The organism is Glutamicibacter mishrai, assembly GCF_012221945.1.
GTDB classification, from domain to species: domain Bacteria; phylum Actinomycetota; class Actinomycetes; order Actinomycetales; family Micrococcaceae; genus Glutamicibacter; species Glutamicibacter mishrai.
In genome coordinates, this window is sequence record NZ_CP032549.1 from 544001 (window position 1) to 560030 (window position 16030).

15 protein-coding genes are annotated in these 16030 nt (G+C 60.8%); 3 read left to right on the plus strand and 12 right to left on the minus strand.

Annotated features, from left to right (window positions below; translation table 11 throughout):
• Positions 1-9 precede the first annotated feature (9 nt).
• A complete protein-coding gene (locus tag D3791_RS02595; RefSeq protein ID WP_172511230.1) occupies positions 10-915 on the minus strand; it encodes a glycine betaine ABC transporter substrate-binding protein in 906 nt (301 codons plus the stop codon).
• A gap of 40 nt (positions 916-955) precedes the next feature.
• Complete coding sequence (locus D3791_RS02600) at positions 956-1426, minus strand: NUDIX hydrolase (protein WP_022874037.1); 471 nt, start codon at positions 1424-1426, stop codon at positions 956-958.
• A 112-nt stretch (positions 1427-1538) separates the two neighbouring features.
• Between D3791_RS02600 and D3791_RS02605 the strand changes: the two genes are divergently transcribed.
• A complete protein-coding gene (locus D3791_RS02605) occupies positions 1539-2045 on the plus strand; it encodes an Lrp/AsnC family transcriptional regulator (protein ID WP_022874038.1) in 507 nt (168 codons plus the stop codon).
• 95 nt (positions 2046-2140) lie between these two features.
• Here the strand turns inward: D3791_RS02605 and D3791_RS02610 are convergent, their stop codons facing one another.
• The 4 genes from D3791_RS02610 to D3791_RS02620 all read right to left on the minus strand — a co-directional run bounded on the left by D3791_RS02610 (position 2141) and on the right by D3791_RS02620 (position 5255).
• A complete protein-coding gene (locus D3791_RS02610) occupies positions 2141-3025 on the minus strand; it encodes an IS3 family transposase (RefSeq protein ID WP_216847371.1) in 885 nt (294 codons plus the stop codon).
• On the minus strand, positions 2992-3474 hold the full coding sequence (locus D3791_RS16660) for a helix-turn-helix domain-containing protein (protein ID WP_028268932.1): 483 nt from the start codon (positions 3472-3474) through the stop codon (positions 2992-2994). Before D3791_RS16660 ends, D3791_RS02610 begins: the two co-directional genes overlap by 34 nt.
• Before the next feature lie 95 nt (positions 3475-3569).
• Positions 3570-4433, minus strand: a complete 864-nt coding sequence (locus D3791_RS02615; protein WP_172511231.1) for a hypothetical protein — start codon at positions 4431-4433, stop codon at positions 3570-3572.
• Between the two features lie 180 nt (positions 4434-4613).
• Positions 4614-5255: a GNAT family N-acetyltransferase gene (locus D3791_RS02620; protein WP_246242283.1), complete on the minus strand. Its 642-nt coding sequence runs from the start codon at positions 5253-5255 to the stop codon at positions 4614-4616.
• A gap of 65 nt (positions 5256-5320) precedes the next feature.
• On the opposite strand from D3791_RS02620, the gene D3791_RS02625 reads away from it, so the two are divergent.
• Entirely contained in the window at positions 5321-5935 is a 615-nt protein-coding gene (locus D3791_RS02625; protein ID WP_061955129.1) for a 5-formyltetrahydrofolate cyclo-ligase, read from the plus strand.
• A 79-nt stretch (positions 5936-6014) separates the two neighbouring features.
• Positions 6015-6725, plus strand: coding sequence for an SAF domain-containing protein (locus D3791_RS02630; RefSeq protein ID WP_172511232.1), 711 nt, complete (start codon positions 6015-6017; stop codon positions 6723-6725).
• A gap of 8 nt (positions 6726-6733) precedes the next feature.
• Here D3791_RS02630 and D3791_RS02635 read toward each other — a convergent pair whose 3' ends face one another.
• From D3791_RS02635 to D3791_RS02660, 6 genes are all read right to left on the minus strand, one after another.
• The gene (locus D3791_RS02635; protein WP_172511233.1) at positions 6734-7051 is read right to left on the minus strand and encodes a hypothetical protein; all 318 of its coding nucleotides are present in this window, start codon (positions 7049-7051) and stop codon (positions 6734-6736) included.
• On the minus strand, positions 7051-11271 hold the full coding sequence (locus D3791_RS02640) for a DUF4011 domain-containing protein (protein WP_172512880.1): 4221 nt from the start codon (positions 11269-11271) through the stop codon (positions 7051-7053). Before D3791_RS02640 ends, D3791_RS02635 begins: the two co-directional genes overlap by 1 nt.
• A gap of 224 nt (positions 11272-11495) precedes the next feature.
• Positions 11496-13082, minus strand: coding sequence for a glutamine-hydrolyzing GMP synthase (gene guaA / locus D3791_RS02645; protein WP_172511234.1), 1587 nt, complete (start codon positions 13080-13082; stop codon positions 11496-11498).
• Between the two features lie 157 nt (positions 13083-13239).
• The gene (locus D3791_RS02650; RefSeq protein ID WP_022874047.1) at positions 13240-13704 is read right to left on the minus strand and encodes a DUF3817 domain-containing protein; all 465 of its coding nucleotides are present in this window, start codon (positions 13702-13704) and stop codon (positions 13240-13242) included.
• Positions 13705-13751: 47 nt separating this feature from the next.
• Positions 13752-14558, minus strand: a complete 807-nt coding sequence (locus tag D3791_RS02655; RefSeq protein WP_172511235.1) for an SURF1 family protein — start codon at positions 14556-14558, stop codon at positions 13752-13754.
• 176 nt (positions 14559-14734) lie between these two features.
• Entirely contained in the window at positions 14735-15886 is a 1152-nt protein-coding gene (locus D3791_RS02660; RefSeq protein ID WP_172511236.1) for a GuaB3 family IMP dehydrogenase-related protein, read from the minus strand.
• Positions 15887-16030 lie beyond the last annotated feature (144 nt).

Here is a 16030-nt window from a genome sequence, read left to right on the forward strand (position 1 = left end):
CACGAAGTGCTACTCGATAATCCATTCCCAGCGGGTCGCCGCCTGCGCGGGCTTCATCGCCCCTGGCACGTTGACCATTCGGTTCAAGTCCACCAGGGTTTGCTGAGACAGATCCCCGGTGACCTTGTTCAATTCGCCGCGCGCCTTGTCATCCACGGCGCTGCTCGCCAGCAGCATCAACGGCTGCGCGTTGAAGAGCTTGGCGGTGTCGGAAATGCTCTTGAAGCCTTCATCGGAAATCATCGCGTTGCCGGCGCTGACAGCCACTGCACGGTCCACCGAGGCACGCAGCTGGGTGGCAAGATCATCGGTCTTCACTACAGAGACCTTCGGCTTTTCGCAGCCTTCGGTCTTCAGGGTTGTTTCCAGATTCTTGGTATTCGAATCGTCCGTGATGATGGTGAGCTTCTCGCAGGCGCCTGCCAGCGAAGATAGCGAATCAACGCTGTGTGTCTGCGCTTCAGCCGAGCTCATCACCAAGACCTTGCCGGCATCAGCCGCGCTGAGGTCCAGCGCCTCGATCTTGTCATTCGAGTCGTTGATCTCGGTGCGTAGCTTCTTCAGATCGTCAACCGACAGGACGCCGTCTTCGCCCGCGATAGCTGCCTGATCCTTGGACAGGCTCAGCGCGGCGCCGGCGTAGTCCACAGCGATATCTGCTTGCCTGTCGATAACCTGCTGGTATGGGTTATCGGAAGACTTGTTGATTTGAACTTCGTAACCCTTGGCTTTCAGGGCATTCTTGTAGACCTCAGCCAAGGCCTGCTCCACGGGCTGCTCGCCACGCGCCAGCTTCAGCACAACGCTCTGGCTCGAATCCGAGGGAGCGGTCTGTTCATCAGCAGTGCAGGCGGACAGGGGCAACAACAGGGCTAGGCTCAAGACACCAAGACTGGAGGTTTTTCGCAAGTTCATATCCCTATTGATTCTATGGCAGTGTCTTTTGATTCGGCGGTTACTCGCGGGGTGCGGTCAGTCGCAAAATGCTGTCCACACGCTCGATGCAATTGAGCTGCTGGATTTCTTCGCGCGTGAACCACGCCGCCTGGCTGGTCGAGCCGTTGACCTCGTGGCGCAGGTCGCCGCCGGTGAGCTTCGCCCGGTAGGTCACCGCCACGGTCTGCATGGGGTGCCCTTCACCGGAGTATCGCTTGGCGCCGGGAATCACTCCGGTGGTGACATCCAGCAGGGTCAACTCCCCTACTGCGTATCCGGTCTCTTCATAGACTTCGCGCTTGGCGCCTTCGATAATTGGCTCGCCCAGATCAATGCCGCCGCCGGGCAGCGACCAGCGAGGAGTGAATTTCGGATCACGATGTCGCATATCCCAGAGCGTCAGCAGTACCTTTCCTTCGTGTTCCACCAAGCAGTATGCTGCGAGTCTGGTATCGAAGAATTCACCGGTATGCTCTGAACGTCGTGTCATAACCCCAATATATCGGTTTGTTCACCGTTTATTTTCCCTATCGCTAAGGGCATGATCCGGATTATTGGCCAAATATCCCACTGAAGGCTTCCGGATGTGATGAAATATTCTTATGTCCCAGCACTCAGAGCATTCTTCAAACGTCGATCTAGATGAAATCGATCGAATCATCATCGACGAATTGGTCGCCAATGCGCGCATCTCCAATGCCACGCTCGCCCAGCGTGCAGGCATCGCACCATCCACGGCCTTGCTGCGTACCCGTTCACTGGTAGAGCGCGGCATCCTCACCGGCTATCACGCCGAAGTGGATCTGGGCACTGTAGGCCGCACCGTCCAGGCTCTCATCTCGGTGAAGCTTCGCGCCCACGACCGCGAAAAGATCGATACCTTCGTCGAGCGCATTCCGCGACTTCCAGAAGTGCTGTCGATGTTCCACGTTTCCGGCGGCACCGACTACCTGCTGCACATCGCCGTTGGCTCCACCGATCACTTGCGCGACTGGGTGCTGGATAACCTGGCTACCGACGAATCGGTGGGCCACACCGAAACCACACTAGTCTTCGCCCATCACCGCGGAAACCGCGGTCCGCTGCCTTCCGAAGACATGATGAGCTGAACGAGCCACTGAGGCTCAGCTCCAAGCAAACAACCGGCCCCCACTGAATATTGAACTGGGTCCCGAAAGTTGGACTAACTAAATAATAGTCCTGCTCAGGCTGCAAGGGTATGACACCGATATTCCATCGGAGTCATACCCTTCAGTCGTTCCTGACGACGGCTAACGTTGTACCAATCGATATACGCTTCAATCTCCACCTTGAGCTCCGCAAAATCAGCGAAATGCTCTCCATGAAACATCTCTGACTTGAGATGTCCAAAGAAATTCTCCATCACCGAGTTGTCAAAACAATTGCCCTTACGAGACATGGACTGCACCGCACCATGCTCCACCAACAATCGTTTCCACGATTGATGCTGATACTGGAAACCTTGGTCTGTGTGCACCAACAGCTTCTTGTTGAAATCCCGGGAACCTAAAGCTAGTGCCAAGCTTTCTCTGGTGAACGCCGTAGTCGGTGACGAGGCGATCGTGTAACTCAGGATACTGTGGTCAAACAGATCCATGATGGGTGACAGATACAGTTTTCTCTGATCAACCCGAAATTCAGTCACGTCACTGACGTAAACAGTGTCCGGTGCTTCCACGTCAAAGTGTCGTTGCAGCAGGTTTTCAGCGATCTTGCTCTGCTCACCCTGATATGAGTTGTAACGTCGCTTCGGGCGTGCTTTGGATTGGAATCCGAGGATCCGCATGAGCTTACGGACCAGCTTCCTACTAACATTCCAGCCTTCAGCGCGAAGGTCCATGTGAACTTTTCGGTACCCGTAGCGTCGTTTGCTGTTCTCAAAGGACGTGGTGATGGCTGCTTTGAGTTCCGCATACGGATCCGCCTGGTCCATCAGTTTCAGGTGGTAGTAATAGGTTGACCTGGCCAATCCTGCCGCGGCTAGCAGGTCTGCGAGGTCGTGCTCTGACTTGAGAGTGACAATTGCCTTGGTTTTTAGCGATGCCCCTGAGCCCTCAAGTCCCGCAATTTTTTCAAGTAGGCTACCTCGGCGAGCAGTCGCTTGTTCTCCCGACGAAGCTTCTCTTCTTCGCTCAAGGGTTCAGTCTGAGCGGCGTCTTTAGGCCGCCCTTTGGGCTTGGGCATGAGCGCTTCGTCCCCACCTTGACGCCATGTTCGCGCCCAAGTCTTCACCAAATCCTTTGAACTGATATGGAACTCGGCCGCGAGATCCATACTAGTTTCACCGGCGAGGTACCGGTCAACGACTTCCTTCTTGACCTCGAAGGAATACACAGTCTTGGTTGGCTTTTCCATAAGACAAAGCCTGCCATGTAATCGCCACCGATCGTAAAGCTTCTCCGTGGCGTAGTAACGAACGTTCAGTTGGCTGGCAGCAGCTCTCGTTCCCATGCCGGCTTCAAATAGATCAACGAGTCGTTCTCGTTGGCCCTCGGTTAATGTGCTGCGTGTTCGCATAAAAATGCTCCCCAGAAGTAGTTCTGATTTCTCAGTCCAACTTTTGGGGAGCAGTTCATATTCAGTGGGGGCCGGTTGTTTGCTTGCGATAAGTTCTAGGCGCGACGGCGCTGCATCACGGCATCTAAGTTCAAGCGTGGCTTGGTGTTCGATACCGAGAGATCAGTGGTTGGCAAGGTGCCGGTCACTGGTGGAACAACAGGTTCCGCGACTGGTGCCTCGGGTGCCTTGGCGGATGTATCCTTGGCACTCTCCTCGCGCTTGGCGGCCACCGAGGTTACTGCGGCACGCTCTTCAGCGGAAACCTCCGAGGCCAGGCGCTTGGCATCTTCCGAAGCCTTCAGGCTGATCTGCTTGCTTGGACGCAGCGGCTCTTCAACTGGCAATGGAGCCTTCTGCACCCGAGGTGCAGTAGTTTCATTCGCGCTCTTGGCGGCCTTGGCAATGCGTTCGGATGCCTCGACGTAGGTTGGCTTGGGAACGCGAGTAGGTGCCCAGGTGCCAGGCTGCTTCACACCGCCGTGGCCGTGAGCCACTCGCAGTGCTTCGGCGCGAAGTTCCTCAGCGGTGATGGCTGGTGCGCGGCGGGAAGATCCTGGACGAGCGTCGAAGACTTCGTCACCATCGTGCTTGCGGTGAATGACCTGGTTGGCTGCATCTTCGAAGGCCGGGGTCTGTAGCGCCTTCTGGCGGGTGGCTTCCAAGTGGTCCAACAGCTTGCGGTTGCGGTCGCGGACTGCGAGCATGCGTAAGGTGGCAAAGGAAAGCACTGCGACGAGAGCGAAGATGCCTACGGTGCCGAAGGACAAGGCGGTGAAGGGAGCCAGCACGACTCCGAGGACCGTGGCGATAATTGCCAGTGCACCGATCAGCGCGACGGACAATCGGCCATAGCGCACACGTATCTTGAGTTTGGTCGCAGCGACTTCCTGCGAAGCGCTCTGTGACGTGCCAGCCATGTGCGTCCTCCATCACCGATTCAGTCGGTCAAATCTTCCAGAACCGAATACGGCTCTTTCAAATCAACCCTATGCAACCGATCTTGCGGTGACACGCATATATGTCGGTGTGTCTATAAGTTTTCGCCACTACTTTGTGCGCCTCAAAGGCGGATTGGCTTGAGAAACACGCAAACCGAATCAACCTTCGTAGATACGTTCGAGCATCGTGCTTGAAAGCTCTTCCCGGTTCAGCGCGAAGGTGCGATGATCACGCCACGCGCCATCAATATGCAGGTACGCTTTTCGCACCCCTTCGTCGCGGAATCCGAGTTTTTCCACCACTCGCAAACTCGGCGAATTCTCTGGACGGATGTTGATCTCAAGCCGGTGCAGCTGGAGGTCGTCAAAACAATGATCAATGACCAGGGCACAGGCTTCGGGCATCAGGCCGAACCCTGCATGCTGATGGTCAATCCAATAACCGATCGAAGCGGTCCGCGCGGCCCCATACTGCACCGAAGACACGGAGACCTGTCCGATGAGCGGTGGCCTGGACTGATGTAGCTGCGGCAGCGCAATGGCCCACGAGTAGCCGGTTCCCTCACGGGCCGCTTGGTCTTTGCCAACGATCATCTGGCGGAAGGTGATGGATTCGGGCGGGCCCATGGGGCTGGTGGGATCCCACTGCTGCAGCCACTGCGAATTGGCGTAGCGCAGGTTGATCCATTCGGTCTCATCGCGCATGGTCAACTGGCGCAACAGCAAACGGTCCGAGCTCAATTCGGGGACCAGCCGCGTGGCACGGCGAGAAAAGAACATGAGCACATCGTAATACTCCACGGCAGCTTAAACGCACTGCGTTGCAAGCCAGGTGCAATTCTTTGCGTTGTGCGTAAGCTGGAGTCATGACTGCGAACCCTGCGAAGAACCACGACTCCGGGAAAAAGGCCGTCCGTGCATCCATCCGCGCGGCGAGGGATTCCATGGATGCCGCCACGCGTGCCGAACTGGGCGGGAAATTGGCGGATACCGTTCTTGGATATCTGACGCAGAGTACCGGCATTGTCCGCAAGGTCGCCGCGTATACCTCATCGCCCGGTGAACCCGATACCTCCAAGCTGCTCGACGCATTGGTCAATGAAGGCATCGAGGTCTTCTTGCCCGTGTGCGAGCCGGACTTCGCGCTGTCCTGGGCCGCCTTTACCCCGGGCATGGAATTCCAGCGCAGCACGCTGGCGCCGGTCATGGAACCGGTGGGTCCACGCTTGGGAACTGAAATCTTTGACGACATCAATACCCTGATCATCCCGGCGCTGGCCATCGACGAGCAGGGGCTTCGGCTTGGCCAGGGCGGCGGATACTATGATCGTTTCCTGCCATTGATCGAGGACTCCCCCGTGCGTGTCGCCGCCATTGTCTACGATAATGAATATGTTCCAGCAGGGTCTTTCCCTGTGGCTGAGCATGATCAGCCGGTGGATCTTGTCTTCACGCCAGCGGAAGTCCACCAGATCATCTAGGGCTTGGCACGAGAGGCACTTACGCACAATTCGTCGAGTTCAGCGTCGCTGGCCACCGGCACACCGCTTGCATGGTGCCATGAGCTATTTCTTCAAGTCCTCCGCGCGTCCCCGTCCGCCAGCCATCCCCCGGCCGAAAGTCCGCCCAGCGCGCACCCGCAGCGAGCTGCTGAGGCGTTATCGAAAACCCTTGGCCTTGGCCTTCACGCTTTTGGCCGTTGCTGGACTGCTCAACGTCTTTTCTTCAGGCCAGCTGACCCAGCGTGAAGTGGTGGTTGTGGCCAGCGATATTCCTGCAGGAAGCGAGATTTCCGCGAATCAACTTTCGCTGCAGACCGTTCGCCTGGACCCTGGTGATGACGAAGTCTTTGATTCCCCGGAACAGCTGGTTGGCCAACGCATCGCCATTGGATTGGATGCAGGAACAGTGATCCGCAAGTACGCGCTGGTCGGCGAGCAATTATTGGCTGGTGCCGTTGATGGCACCGTGGCGGTTCCCCTGCGATTGAGCGATCCGGCCACAGTGACGCTGCTTCATCCCGGACAGCTAGTGGACATTGTTTTGACCACCGGCGATGGTTTTGACCGCGAGATCGCATCCAGCACCATCGCAAAATCCGTACCCGTTTTGTGGGTTCCTCAAAGTGCTTCCGATTCGGAATTCGGAATGCTCAAAGGCGCTGCCCCGAGCGGCGAAGGGATCATAGTTGTCGCCGCGGCCAGCAGCCTATCGGATGATCTTTCCGGCGCGGTCTCACGCGGCAAGGTCTCGGCGGTATTAGTCAACTAGGTTGGAGATCAGCCCCAGTGCGGCGGCTTCTCGCGCTTCATTAACTCCGCGAGATCTTCCTTCGCTTCGCCCCACAGTCGCGGGTCCTGGTCCTTGGCGATGAATTCCGCCAACGGATCGGCGCTGCGCTGTGGAGTTCTCCCGGCAGCAGCTGTCGGCGACCCGGCAGCCGCCTGTGGCTCCGCGAGGGCACGGTCAACGGAGTCCGAGTGCGGCACCGGGGTGTAGCTGCCAGTGAGCCGGACGCGTTGTTCCAGATGTTGTGGTGGTGCGACAACGCGCGGCCGCTTACGACGGCCGCGCGTTGGTTCCTGCTCTGAAGTCATTACTTCTCGGACTCCGGCTGTTCAGTTGCCTGGCTTGCTGGAACCGGTGCGGGGGTGCTTGGCTTCGATTCACCGGCCGCCGGTGCTTCCGGTGCCTTCGCCTCGTTGCCCTCGGCTGGTTCTTCGCCTGATACCTCAGAAGCTGCGCCGGCCTTGGGATCCTGCTTGGACTTCGCTGATTTCAGCAGGCCGGTCTTTTCCTTTGGCGCCGGTTCAGTGGTCACGTCTCGTGCCGATACCGGACGAGCCGCTGCCACCGAGCTGCGCAACGAAGAATCTTCAGTCGTGGCCGCACTGGCTGGAGCCTTGAGCTGCAGGGCCTTGGCCAGGCGCTCGGTGACCGCTCCGGGATCCGTGAAGACATCGATAGTCCACAGCGGTACATAACGCCAGCCGTGCTTTTCGAAGAATTCGGGACGCAGGCGGCTGCGCTCGCGCACGGTCAATTCCGCATAGTGTTCGGTGCCGTCGTAGACCACGGCCAGCGGGCGAATGCCGCTATCTGCCGAGTCGAAGACGTGGGCCGACAAATCCAGGACGCCACGGTAGTCCTCGGCCACAATGGCACCGCGTTCACGTAGACGGCGGGCCAGATCCGAGACCAGCGGGTCAAAGCGCGGGTTGCGCATGGCGCTGACACCGGAGTCGCCAGCTTCCACGCGTCCGAAGAGTTCAAAGAACTGACGGGCACCGCGGTACACGCGGTTCAGGTCCACGTCGCTTGGCAGCAAGCTGGAAACCAGTGTCATGCGGCTGCGCGAACGGGTCATCGCGGCAACAAAGAGCTGCTCGCCGCCAACACGTGAGAGCGCACCGAATTCATGCAAGGTCTTGCCGTGAGGAGTGCGTCCGTAACCCCAAGCGAAGATCACCGCGTCGCGACGCAAGCCGATCAAACGGTCCATGGTGGTCACGACGAATGGTTCCTGCTTGGAGCGCAGGTAATCCATGGCGTACTTGTGATTCGGCAGCTGCACGCGAATCGCTTCGGCGATGGCCGAGGCATGGCTGCGGTTCGAGGCGATGACCGCCAGGGACTCGCGGCCCTGGTTCTTGAAGTGCTCGAAGACCAGATCAACAACGCGGGCTACCTCGGCAGCAGTGGTCTGCACGCCGTCTTCGCTGTTGGCCAGCGAGCCGGTGGCGTCCGGAACGTATTCACTGCGCAACAGCGGCGAATTGCCGCTGATGTTCACAGCCATTGGCAGGCGCGAGATGCTGTTGTCGTAGTAGGTAGTGGACAGCTGCTCCACCAGTCCTTCGTCAATCCCCCGGTATACGGTGGACAGCGAACCGGAGACCAGCACCTTGTTCAGTGCCGAGAGCGCCGAGCGGTCCTGCTTGTGCTCAATGACGCGGGCGGTGGGGTCAACGGAAACTTCGAAGCGCTTCGGACCGCCGAGCATTTCATCACCGATGGCGATGACCTGGCTGGAGCGGCGCAGCGCATCAAGCACTTCACGCAGGGCCAGGTAGTTGGCTTCCAGGAGGATGACTGCGTCGAATTCCGCATCCTCAGGCAGGGCGCTGCCAAGCAGCAGCGGGGCGGAAACGATGACCGGGGTCAGCGAATTCGCCAATGGCGCGCCCAGCTGCAACAGGCCGGCAATGCTCGGGGCACCGGACTTGAGCATGTCGCGCAGGGCGCGGGATCCAGCACGGTGGTCAGCCAGGGCGGCCTTCCAATTGCGTGACAGGGCCCAGCGGATGCGCTGCGGGCCGGAAGCGATATGCGCGCCGTCGGCCAGGCGGTAGTCGGCTTCGATCTTCTCCAGCTTGGAGCCGTCATTCATCGCGAGGAAATCATCGCCGGAAATCATGGCGTCCAGCACGGACTGCCACCAGGCCAATTCCAGTTCGCTATCCACGGCGTCGGCATCGATCTCGCGCTCGGCGAAGTCATCGAGCAGGTCTCCCAGGCCGGCCTCGGTGAGCTGCTCGGAGATCAGGGTGCGCTCTGGCAGTTCGCCAAGGTCTTCGCGGCGGTCGACCAGGGCTGCGATGGTATCGAGCAATTCCGCGATAGGCATTTCGCGCAGGCGGGAGCCCAAGGCTGGCGGCAGCATGCCGGCCAGCTTGTCGATGCGGGCTCCGGCATCGTGATAGCCGGCCTCGACGTCAAGCAATCCGCCAGGAACCTGCGGGTTACGCTGGCTGGTGGCGATGGCGCGCCACGCATCGCGCTGCACCGAGACCGCCTGCAAGGCTGCCTGCAGGTCAGCGACGTGCATGCCGGGACGAACGTATTCCTTGGCGATCTTGCGCAGGCGGGAACGGACGATGGAGCCCATTTCCACGCCGTGCTCGCGGCGCCAGGCGCTGGTCGCCGTGGCGGCGATCAAATCATCAATGTCGCCCTCGAAGATGTCCGACTCGAACTTGTCCAGGGAGCCGCGCACGGCAACCAGCAGCTGCAGCTGGTCTCCCCACTTGTCGTAGCTGTCTTCCAGCCGGATCTGCGACTGCTTGGCGATCTTCTCCATGTGCTCATGGAGGATCGGCAAATCCCGGCCCAGGCCGCTGGCCAGGTTCAGTGCCTGCTCGGTGGCTTCGGCATTGCGCAGCGGAGCGCCATGCCATGGGCTGGTGGTGTGTTCCTTGGAGTAGGCGCCAAGCTGGGCGGCGCGCTTGAGCTGCGCTGCAACATGGCCGCGCTGGCCCATGGAGTCCAGGACCGAACGCTTCAGGCGCACGGTGGTGGACGGTGCCGGTTCCAATGCGGAGAGCCGTGCCAGCTCCTGCATGGCCTGGTAGGGCGAGCAGCCCCAGCGGCTGCGTACCGAGTGCAGGGACTTCACGTGTTCGTGCAGCGCGTGGCGGGATTCGCGCAGGCGCTTGAACATCGAACCCAGCTGCGGTTCGGTGGCCTTCTCGTTGCGCAGGATGGCTTTGGTGAGCAGGGTGCGCAGCTGCTCTGGATCCTCATTGGGTTCCAGCAAGAGGCTGGCGGCATCCAGCTGCTCGTTGAACAGCTGCACAAATTCCTCGGCGGCCGAACGCTGTTCTGCCACGACCAGGACGCGCTTGCCCTGGGCTGCCAGGAGGGCAGCGGCGTTCAGCGCGGTCTGGGTGGCACCGGTGCCGGCGGCGGCGTTGATGGCCACCGATTCGCCGGCGGCGATGTAGTCGAGCATCTTGGACTGGGACTCGTCGGCATCCAGCAGGTAGAGCTCGTCTTCCGGGTCGCGCTCATCCGAGGACTTGGCCAGGGTGCTGCTGCCGGTGTGGACCTTGCGGGTGGAGGGCTCTTCCGGCGCGCCGGCCTGCTTGCGCGGACGCGTGCTGTCCTTGAGGATGTTGCGCACCCGGCGAAGACGCGAACCGCCTTCTTCCGCCGGCTTGCCCTCGTCGCTCTTTGCTTCGCTGGTCTTGGCTGCCTCATCCTTGGCGGTTTCAGCTGGCTTCTGGGTTTCCGGCTTGGCAGCGGCATTGCCCGGCTTGGCGGCCACGAGGTTGGCCAGGGCTTCAGAGGCCTTGGAGTCGGCGGCGCTCTTGGCCTGCTTCTCGCTCAGGTCATGGCGGATCAGCGCCTCGATAACCGGGTGCGAGCCGGTGAGCTTGGCAGGATCAGCGGGGTCCATCAGTTCGGAGAAGGTGGACAGCAGCAGGCGGTGGCCTACGACAACTCCGGGAACCTCGGCCATCTGGTGGCGCAGGGCATCCATGCCGCGCGCCGGATCAAAGCGGGCGATGGAGTAGGCGGCGGCGTCTACGGCTTTGACGTCGACCTTGGCGTCATGGTCTGCCTCGAACTGGCGAACGAAGGCCGGGGACACGGTGGCGCGGCCGACCAGCTGCAGGTCGTAGTCATCGGCGTCAACGTGCTTGGTCAGGGTGATGCGGCCGAGCATGATCGGTGCGGAGACCGGTTCGCTCTTGCCTTCGTGCACGGCACGCCAGTTGGCGACACCGGCGGCCAGGTAGCCGACGTCGATGCCGCGTTCTTCCCAGAGTTCGCTGATCTTGGAGGCCAGGGCGCGGGCGGTGCGGCGCGCGGTGGCGTACTGCTCAGCGTCGTGGAGCAGGGTGGACAGGCGGGTGCGCCGTCCAGCCAGGAACTGGGCCAGCCCCGAGGGGTTGGCATGGGTGATGTCGATGCTGTTGGACGTCGACGGAGCAAACCGCAAGGTGGTATCGGCACCGGCACTTTGCCCCAGGGATTTTACCCAGGTTGCTACCCGCTCTGCGGCAGCATTCTGTCCACTAGCCACGACAGTCATTCCCTTCACTGAACCGACCACTTTCGGGCGCACTGCGGTGCAGATGCGCCTCTTTCTAACGTAGTGCACAAGCCCTGCAGATCACCGGTGCGAAACACGTTTTAACTGCGAGAAGCGGAGCCGGGGCCGATGAGCAATACCTCATTGAGGTGCAGCTCACCGGCCAGCCGGTTCCGCTTCCGATCCGCTGGCGGGACGCTGGGTCCGCTAGCTGGGTCGCAGGATTACTCCCACTCGATGGTTCCCGGTGGCTTGGAGGTCACGTCCAGAACCACGCGGTTGACCCCATCGACCTCGTTGGTGATGCGGTTGGAGATCTTCGAGAGCAGATCGTATGGCAGGTGCGACCAGTCGGCGGTCATGGCATCCTCGGAGGATACCGGACGCAGCACGATCGGGTGGCCGTAGGTGCGGTGATCGCCCTGCACGCCTACCGAGCGGACGTCGGCGAGCAGTACAACCGGCATCTGCCAGACCTCGTCGTCCAGGCCTGCGGCGGTCAGCTCGGCGCGAGCGATCGCGTCGGCCTTGCGCAGGATGGAAAGGCGCTCTTCGTTGACTGCACCGATGATGCGGATGCCCAGGCCTGGGCCAGGGAATGGCTGGCGGCCAACGATTTCCTCAGGCAAGCCGAGCTCGCGGCCCACGGCGCGGACCTCGTCCTTGAACAGGGTGCGCAGCGGCTCGACCAATTCGAACTGCAGGTCCTCTGGCAGGCCGCCCACGTTGTGGTGGCTCTTGATATTCGAGGTGCCTTCGCCGCCACCGGATTCCACGATGTCCGGGTACAAGGTGCCCTGGACCAGGAACTTCACCGGCTCGCCCTCGGAAGCGGCCTCAGCGATGATCGCTGCTTCTGCTGCTTCGAAGGCGCGGATGAATTCGCGGCCGATGATCTTGCGCTTGGTCTCCGGGTCGGTGACACCGTCCAGAGCCGAAAGGAAGCGTTCGCGTTCGTCAGCGATGTAGAGCTTTGCGCCGGTGGAAGCGACAAAGTCCTTCTCGACCTGCTCGGCTTCGCCTTCGCGCAGCAGGCCGTGGTTGACGAAGACACAGGTCAGCTGGTCGCCAATGGCGCGCTGCACCAGTGCTGCGGCAACAGCCGAGTCCACGCCGCCGGACAGGCCGCAGATGGCCTTGCCGGTGCCGACCTGGGCGCGGATGCGCTCGATCTGCTCGTCAGCGATGTTGTCAGCGGTCCAGTCGCCCTTCAAGCCTGCACCGTTGTACAGGAAGTTCTCCAGGACGTCCTGGCCGAACTCGCAGTGCTTGACTTCCGGGTGCCACTGCACGCCGTAAAGGCGCTTGGCCTCGTTGGCGAAGGCGGCAACAGGTGCGCCGGCGGTGGTGGCCAGCACTTCGAAGCCTTCTGGGGCCTTGGAGACAGAGTCACCATGGCTCATCCATACGGTAGGAGCCTGTGCGGCGCCTGCCAGGATGGAGCGGGCTTCGCCCTCAAAGGTGGTTGCGGTGCGGCCGTACTCGCGCAGGCCGGTTTCCGAGACGGTTCCGCCCAGGGCGTTGGCCATGGCCTGGAAGCCGTAGCAGATGCCCAAGACCGGCACGCCGGCTTCAAACAGGTCGGCCCCGACGGATGGGGCGCCATCGGCGTAGACGCTGGAGGGACCACCGGAGAGGATGATCGCTGCAGGGTTCTTGGCCAGGATGGCTTCGGTGGACAGGGTGTGCGGAACGATCTCCGAGTACACACGGGCCTCACGTACGCGGCGAGCGATGAGCTGCGCGTATTGGGCCCCGTAGTCGACGACCAGAACCGGCTTATGTTCTGGATTGAGGGGAGCAGTAGTCACCGTTACAGTCTACGCGGTTCGCCGCCCGCGAAACAGCCGGAGCGCTGTCATCAGCGTCACCTAGCGGCCCGCCGCTCCCCCGAAGTGCACTGCTCAACGCACACAGCGGGCGAACCAGTTCTCCTGGTTTGCCCGCTGCGTGATGGTTTTTGCCCGTCTAGTAGCGCTTCGCGGCCTTCGGGTGGGCAGCCAGTTCACGGTCGACTTCAGCGTGGACCTTGGACTCGGTGTAGAAGGACAGGAACGGAATCACGCCACCGAGGGCGATCGTAATGAAGCGCATAAATGGCCAGCGCATCAGCGACCAGAGGCGGAAGTCGGCAAACAGGTACACCACGTACAGCCAACCGTGGGCAATCAGGATGCCCAGTGAGATGTTCGCTCCCCCGGTCACTTCGGCACGGTTGTACAGGCCGATGGAGTTCGCCACCCCGTCGGCCAGGGTGCCGCCGACAAAGAGTTCCAGGGACCAGAAGTACTTGAAGATCATCTCCACCACGAGCAGCAGAAGCATCACACCGGTGATGTAGGCAAAGACCTTGTAGAACTTCGCGGCGCTGCGGATCTGCGCTGGGGTGCCGCCAAACTTCCGGGGCTTTGGTGCGGGAGTGGTGCTGGACATGGCTGGTGATTCCTTCCGAGTCATGAAAGAGGTCGGTGTGCTTGTTGCTAGTCGTTGGCAGCCGGCGGGGTCTGCCCGGGTTGAGCTTCGCGGGCTTCGGCGGCGCGCTCGGCGATGTCGTCAAGGTCCCGCTGATAATCATCGCGGACCATGCGGTACCAAAGGAAGATTGCGAAGCCGGCGAAGAGGACCCATTCGATGCCGTAGAAGACGTTCAGCCAGTTGATCTGGGCTTCCTGTGGCTGCGGACCGACATAGATCATGTCGATTCCAAACTGCTCGACTGCCTGGCCCTTGGCGGTGGTGATGTCGTGGGCCGAGATGAATCCGTTGTACAGGACCGAGTCCCAGATATTCGCCAGCTGCGCCGAGGTGATCGATGGCAGGGTCGCGCTGCGCAGGTCGTGTTCGTTTTCCGGGCCTTCGTTCGGCAGCAGGCGTCCAGTGATTTTCAGTTCGCCCTTGGGAGCTGCAGAGGGCGTGGTTTCCTCTGGCTGCCAGCCGCGCACTACCGCGATGCCGGCATCCTGCTTGGCGCCATCGACCTTGAATTCGCTGATGACCCATACGCCCTTTTTGCCATCTTCGACTCGGTCATCGATGAGGCGGTCGGTGCCGGGGACGAATTCTCCGGTGAAGGTGACGATTTGATCGGCTGTGGTGCCCAACAGCTCGGTGCCGATATCCACGTGCTTGGTCAGCGCCACCGGCTTCTCGGTCTTGTCGACCTTGACGACCGGTTCGCTCTCGGAGGCGCCGAACTGCCATCCGGAGAGGGCGACGAATCCGGTGGCGAGGGCGAGCGCAGCAATGAGGGCGCCGATCCACTTGAGCTTCAGAGCGGTTTTAAACACCCTCTAACCGTACTTCTATTTGCCGTAGAACTCGAAATAATGAGGGCGTGAGATTGGCCTAGCAGCAGTATTTTTCGCGCATGGGAACGAACCGCGCGGGTTGGTCGTTGAGCGCCAGCGTCTTTAAATGAATCGAGCCCAGTTCATGTGCATGAACTGGGCTCGATCCCCGGCGTCTAGTAGCGGTCGGACTCGTAAGGAGAAAGCACAACGTCTACGCGCTGGAATTCCTTCAGGGTCGAGTAGCCGGTGGTGGCCATCGAGCGGCGCAGCGCGCCCACCAGGTTCGAGGTGCCATTGGTTTCATGTGATGGACCGTAGAGGACCTTCTGAAGGGAACCAACGGTGCCGACCCTGGCGCGGTCGCCACGTGGGCTTGCCTCGTGAACGGCTTCCATGCCCCAGTGGTAACCGGCGCCTGGAGCTTCTTCAGCACGAGCCAGTGCGGTGCCGAGCATGACTGCGTCGGCGCCCATGGCGATGGCCTTGACGATGTCACCTGAGTTGCCCATGCCGCCATCGGCAATGACGTGGACGTAGCGTCCGCCGGACTCTTCGATGTAGTCGCGGCGAGCAGCAGCAACGTCGGCAATGGCGGTGGCCATTGGGGCGTGGATGCCCAGGGTGCGGCGGGTGGTCGACGATGCGCCGCCGCCGAAGCCCACCAGGACTCCGGCAGCACCGGTGCGCATCAGGTGCATGGCTGGGGTGTAGCCAGCTGCACCGCCCACGATGACTGGGACGTCGAGTTCATAGATGAACTGCTTGAGGTTCAGTGGTTCGGTGGTCTTCGAGACGTGCTCGGCCGAAACGGTGGTGCCACGGATGACAAAGATGTCCACGCCAGCAGCTACTACGGTCTTGTAGTGCTCCTGGGTGCGCTGCGGAGTCAGCGAGCCGGCAACAACCACGCCGGAGTCGCGGATTTCGGAAATGCGCGAGGTGATCAGTTCCGGCTGGATTGGCGCCGAGTACAGTTCCTGCAGCTTTGCGGTGATCTTCGGATCATTGCGCGTTGCGGCTTCCGACTTCAGGCCAGCGATTTCGGCCAGTACGGTTTCCGGGTTCTCGTAACGGGTCCATAGGCCTTCGAGGTTCAGTACGCCCAGGCCACCGAGCTTGCCCAGGGCAATGGCGGTAGCCGGTGAAGTCACCGAGTCCATTGGTGCGCCCAGGATAGGGGTCTCGAACTGGAATGCGTCAATCTGCCAGGACACCGAAACGTCCTTCGGATCACGGGTACGGCGATTCGGTACGATCGCTACGTCGTCCAGGGAATATGCCTTTTGTGCCCGCTTGCCGCGGCCGATCTCAATCTCGTTACTCACCTAACTAGGTTACCAAGTCTGAGCCGAATTCCCGCTTTTCATCGTGCCTGGGTAATCGGTCATGACGTATCTCTAGCATCTTGCCGCAACAATCTAGTGCCAGGTAGAGACAAAAAACGCCCCGCCTTTCGGTGAACGGACTTC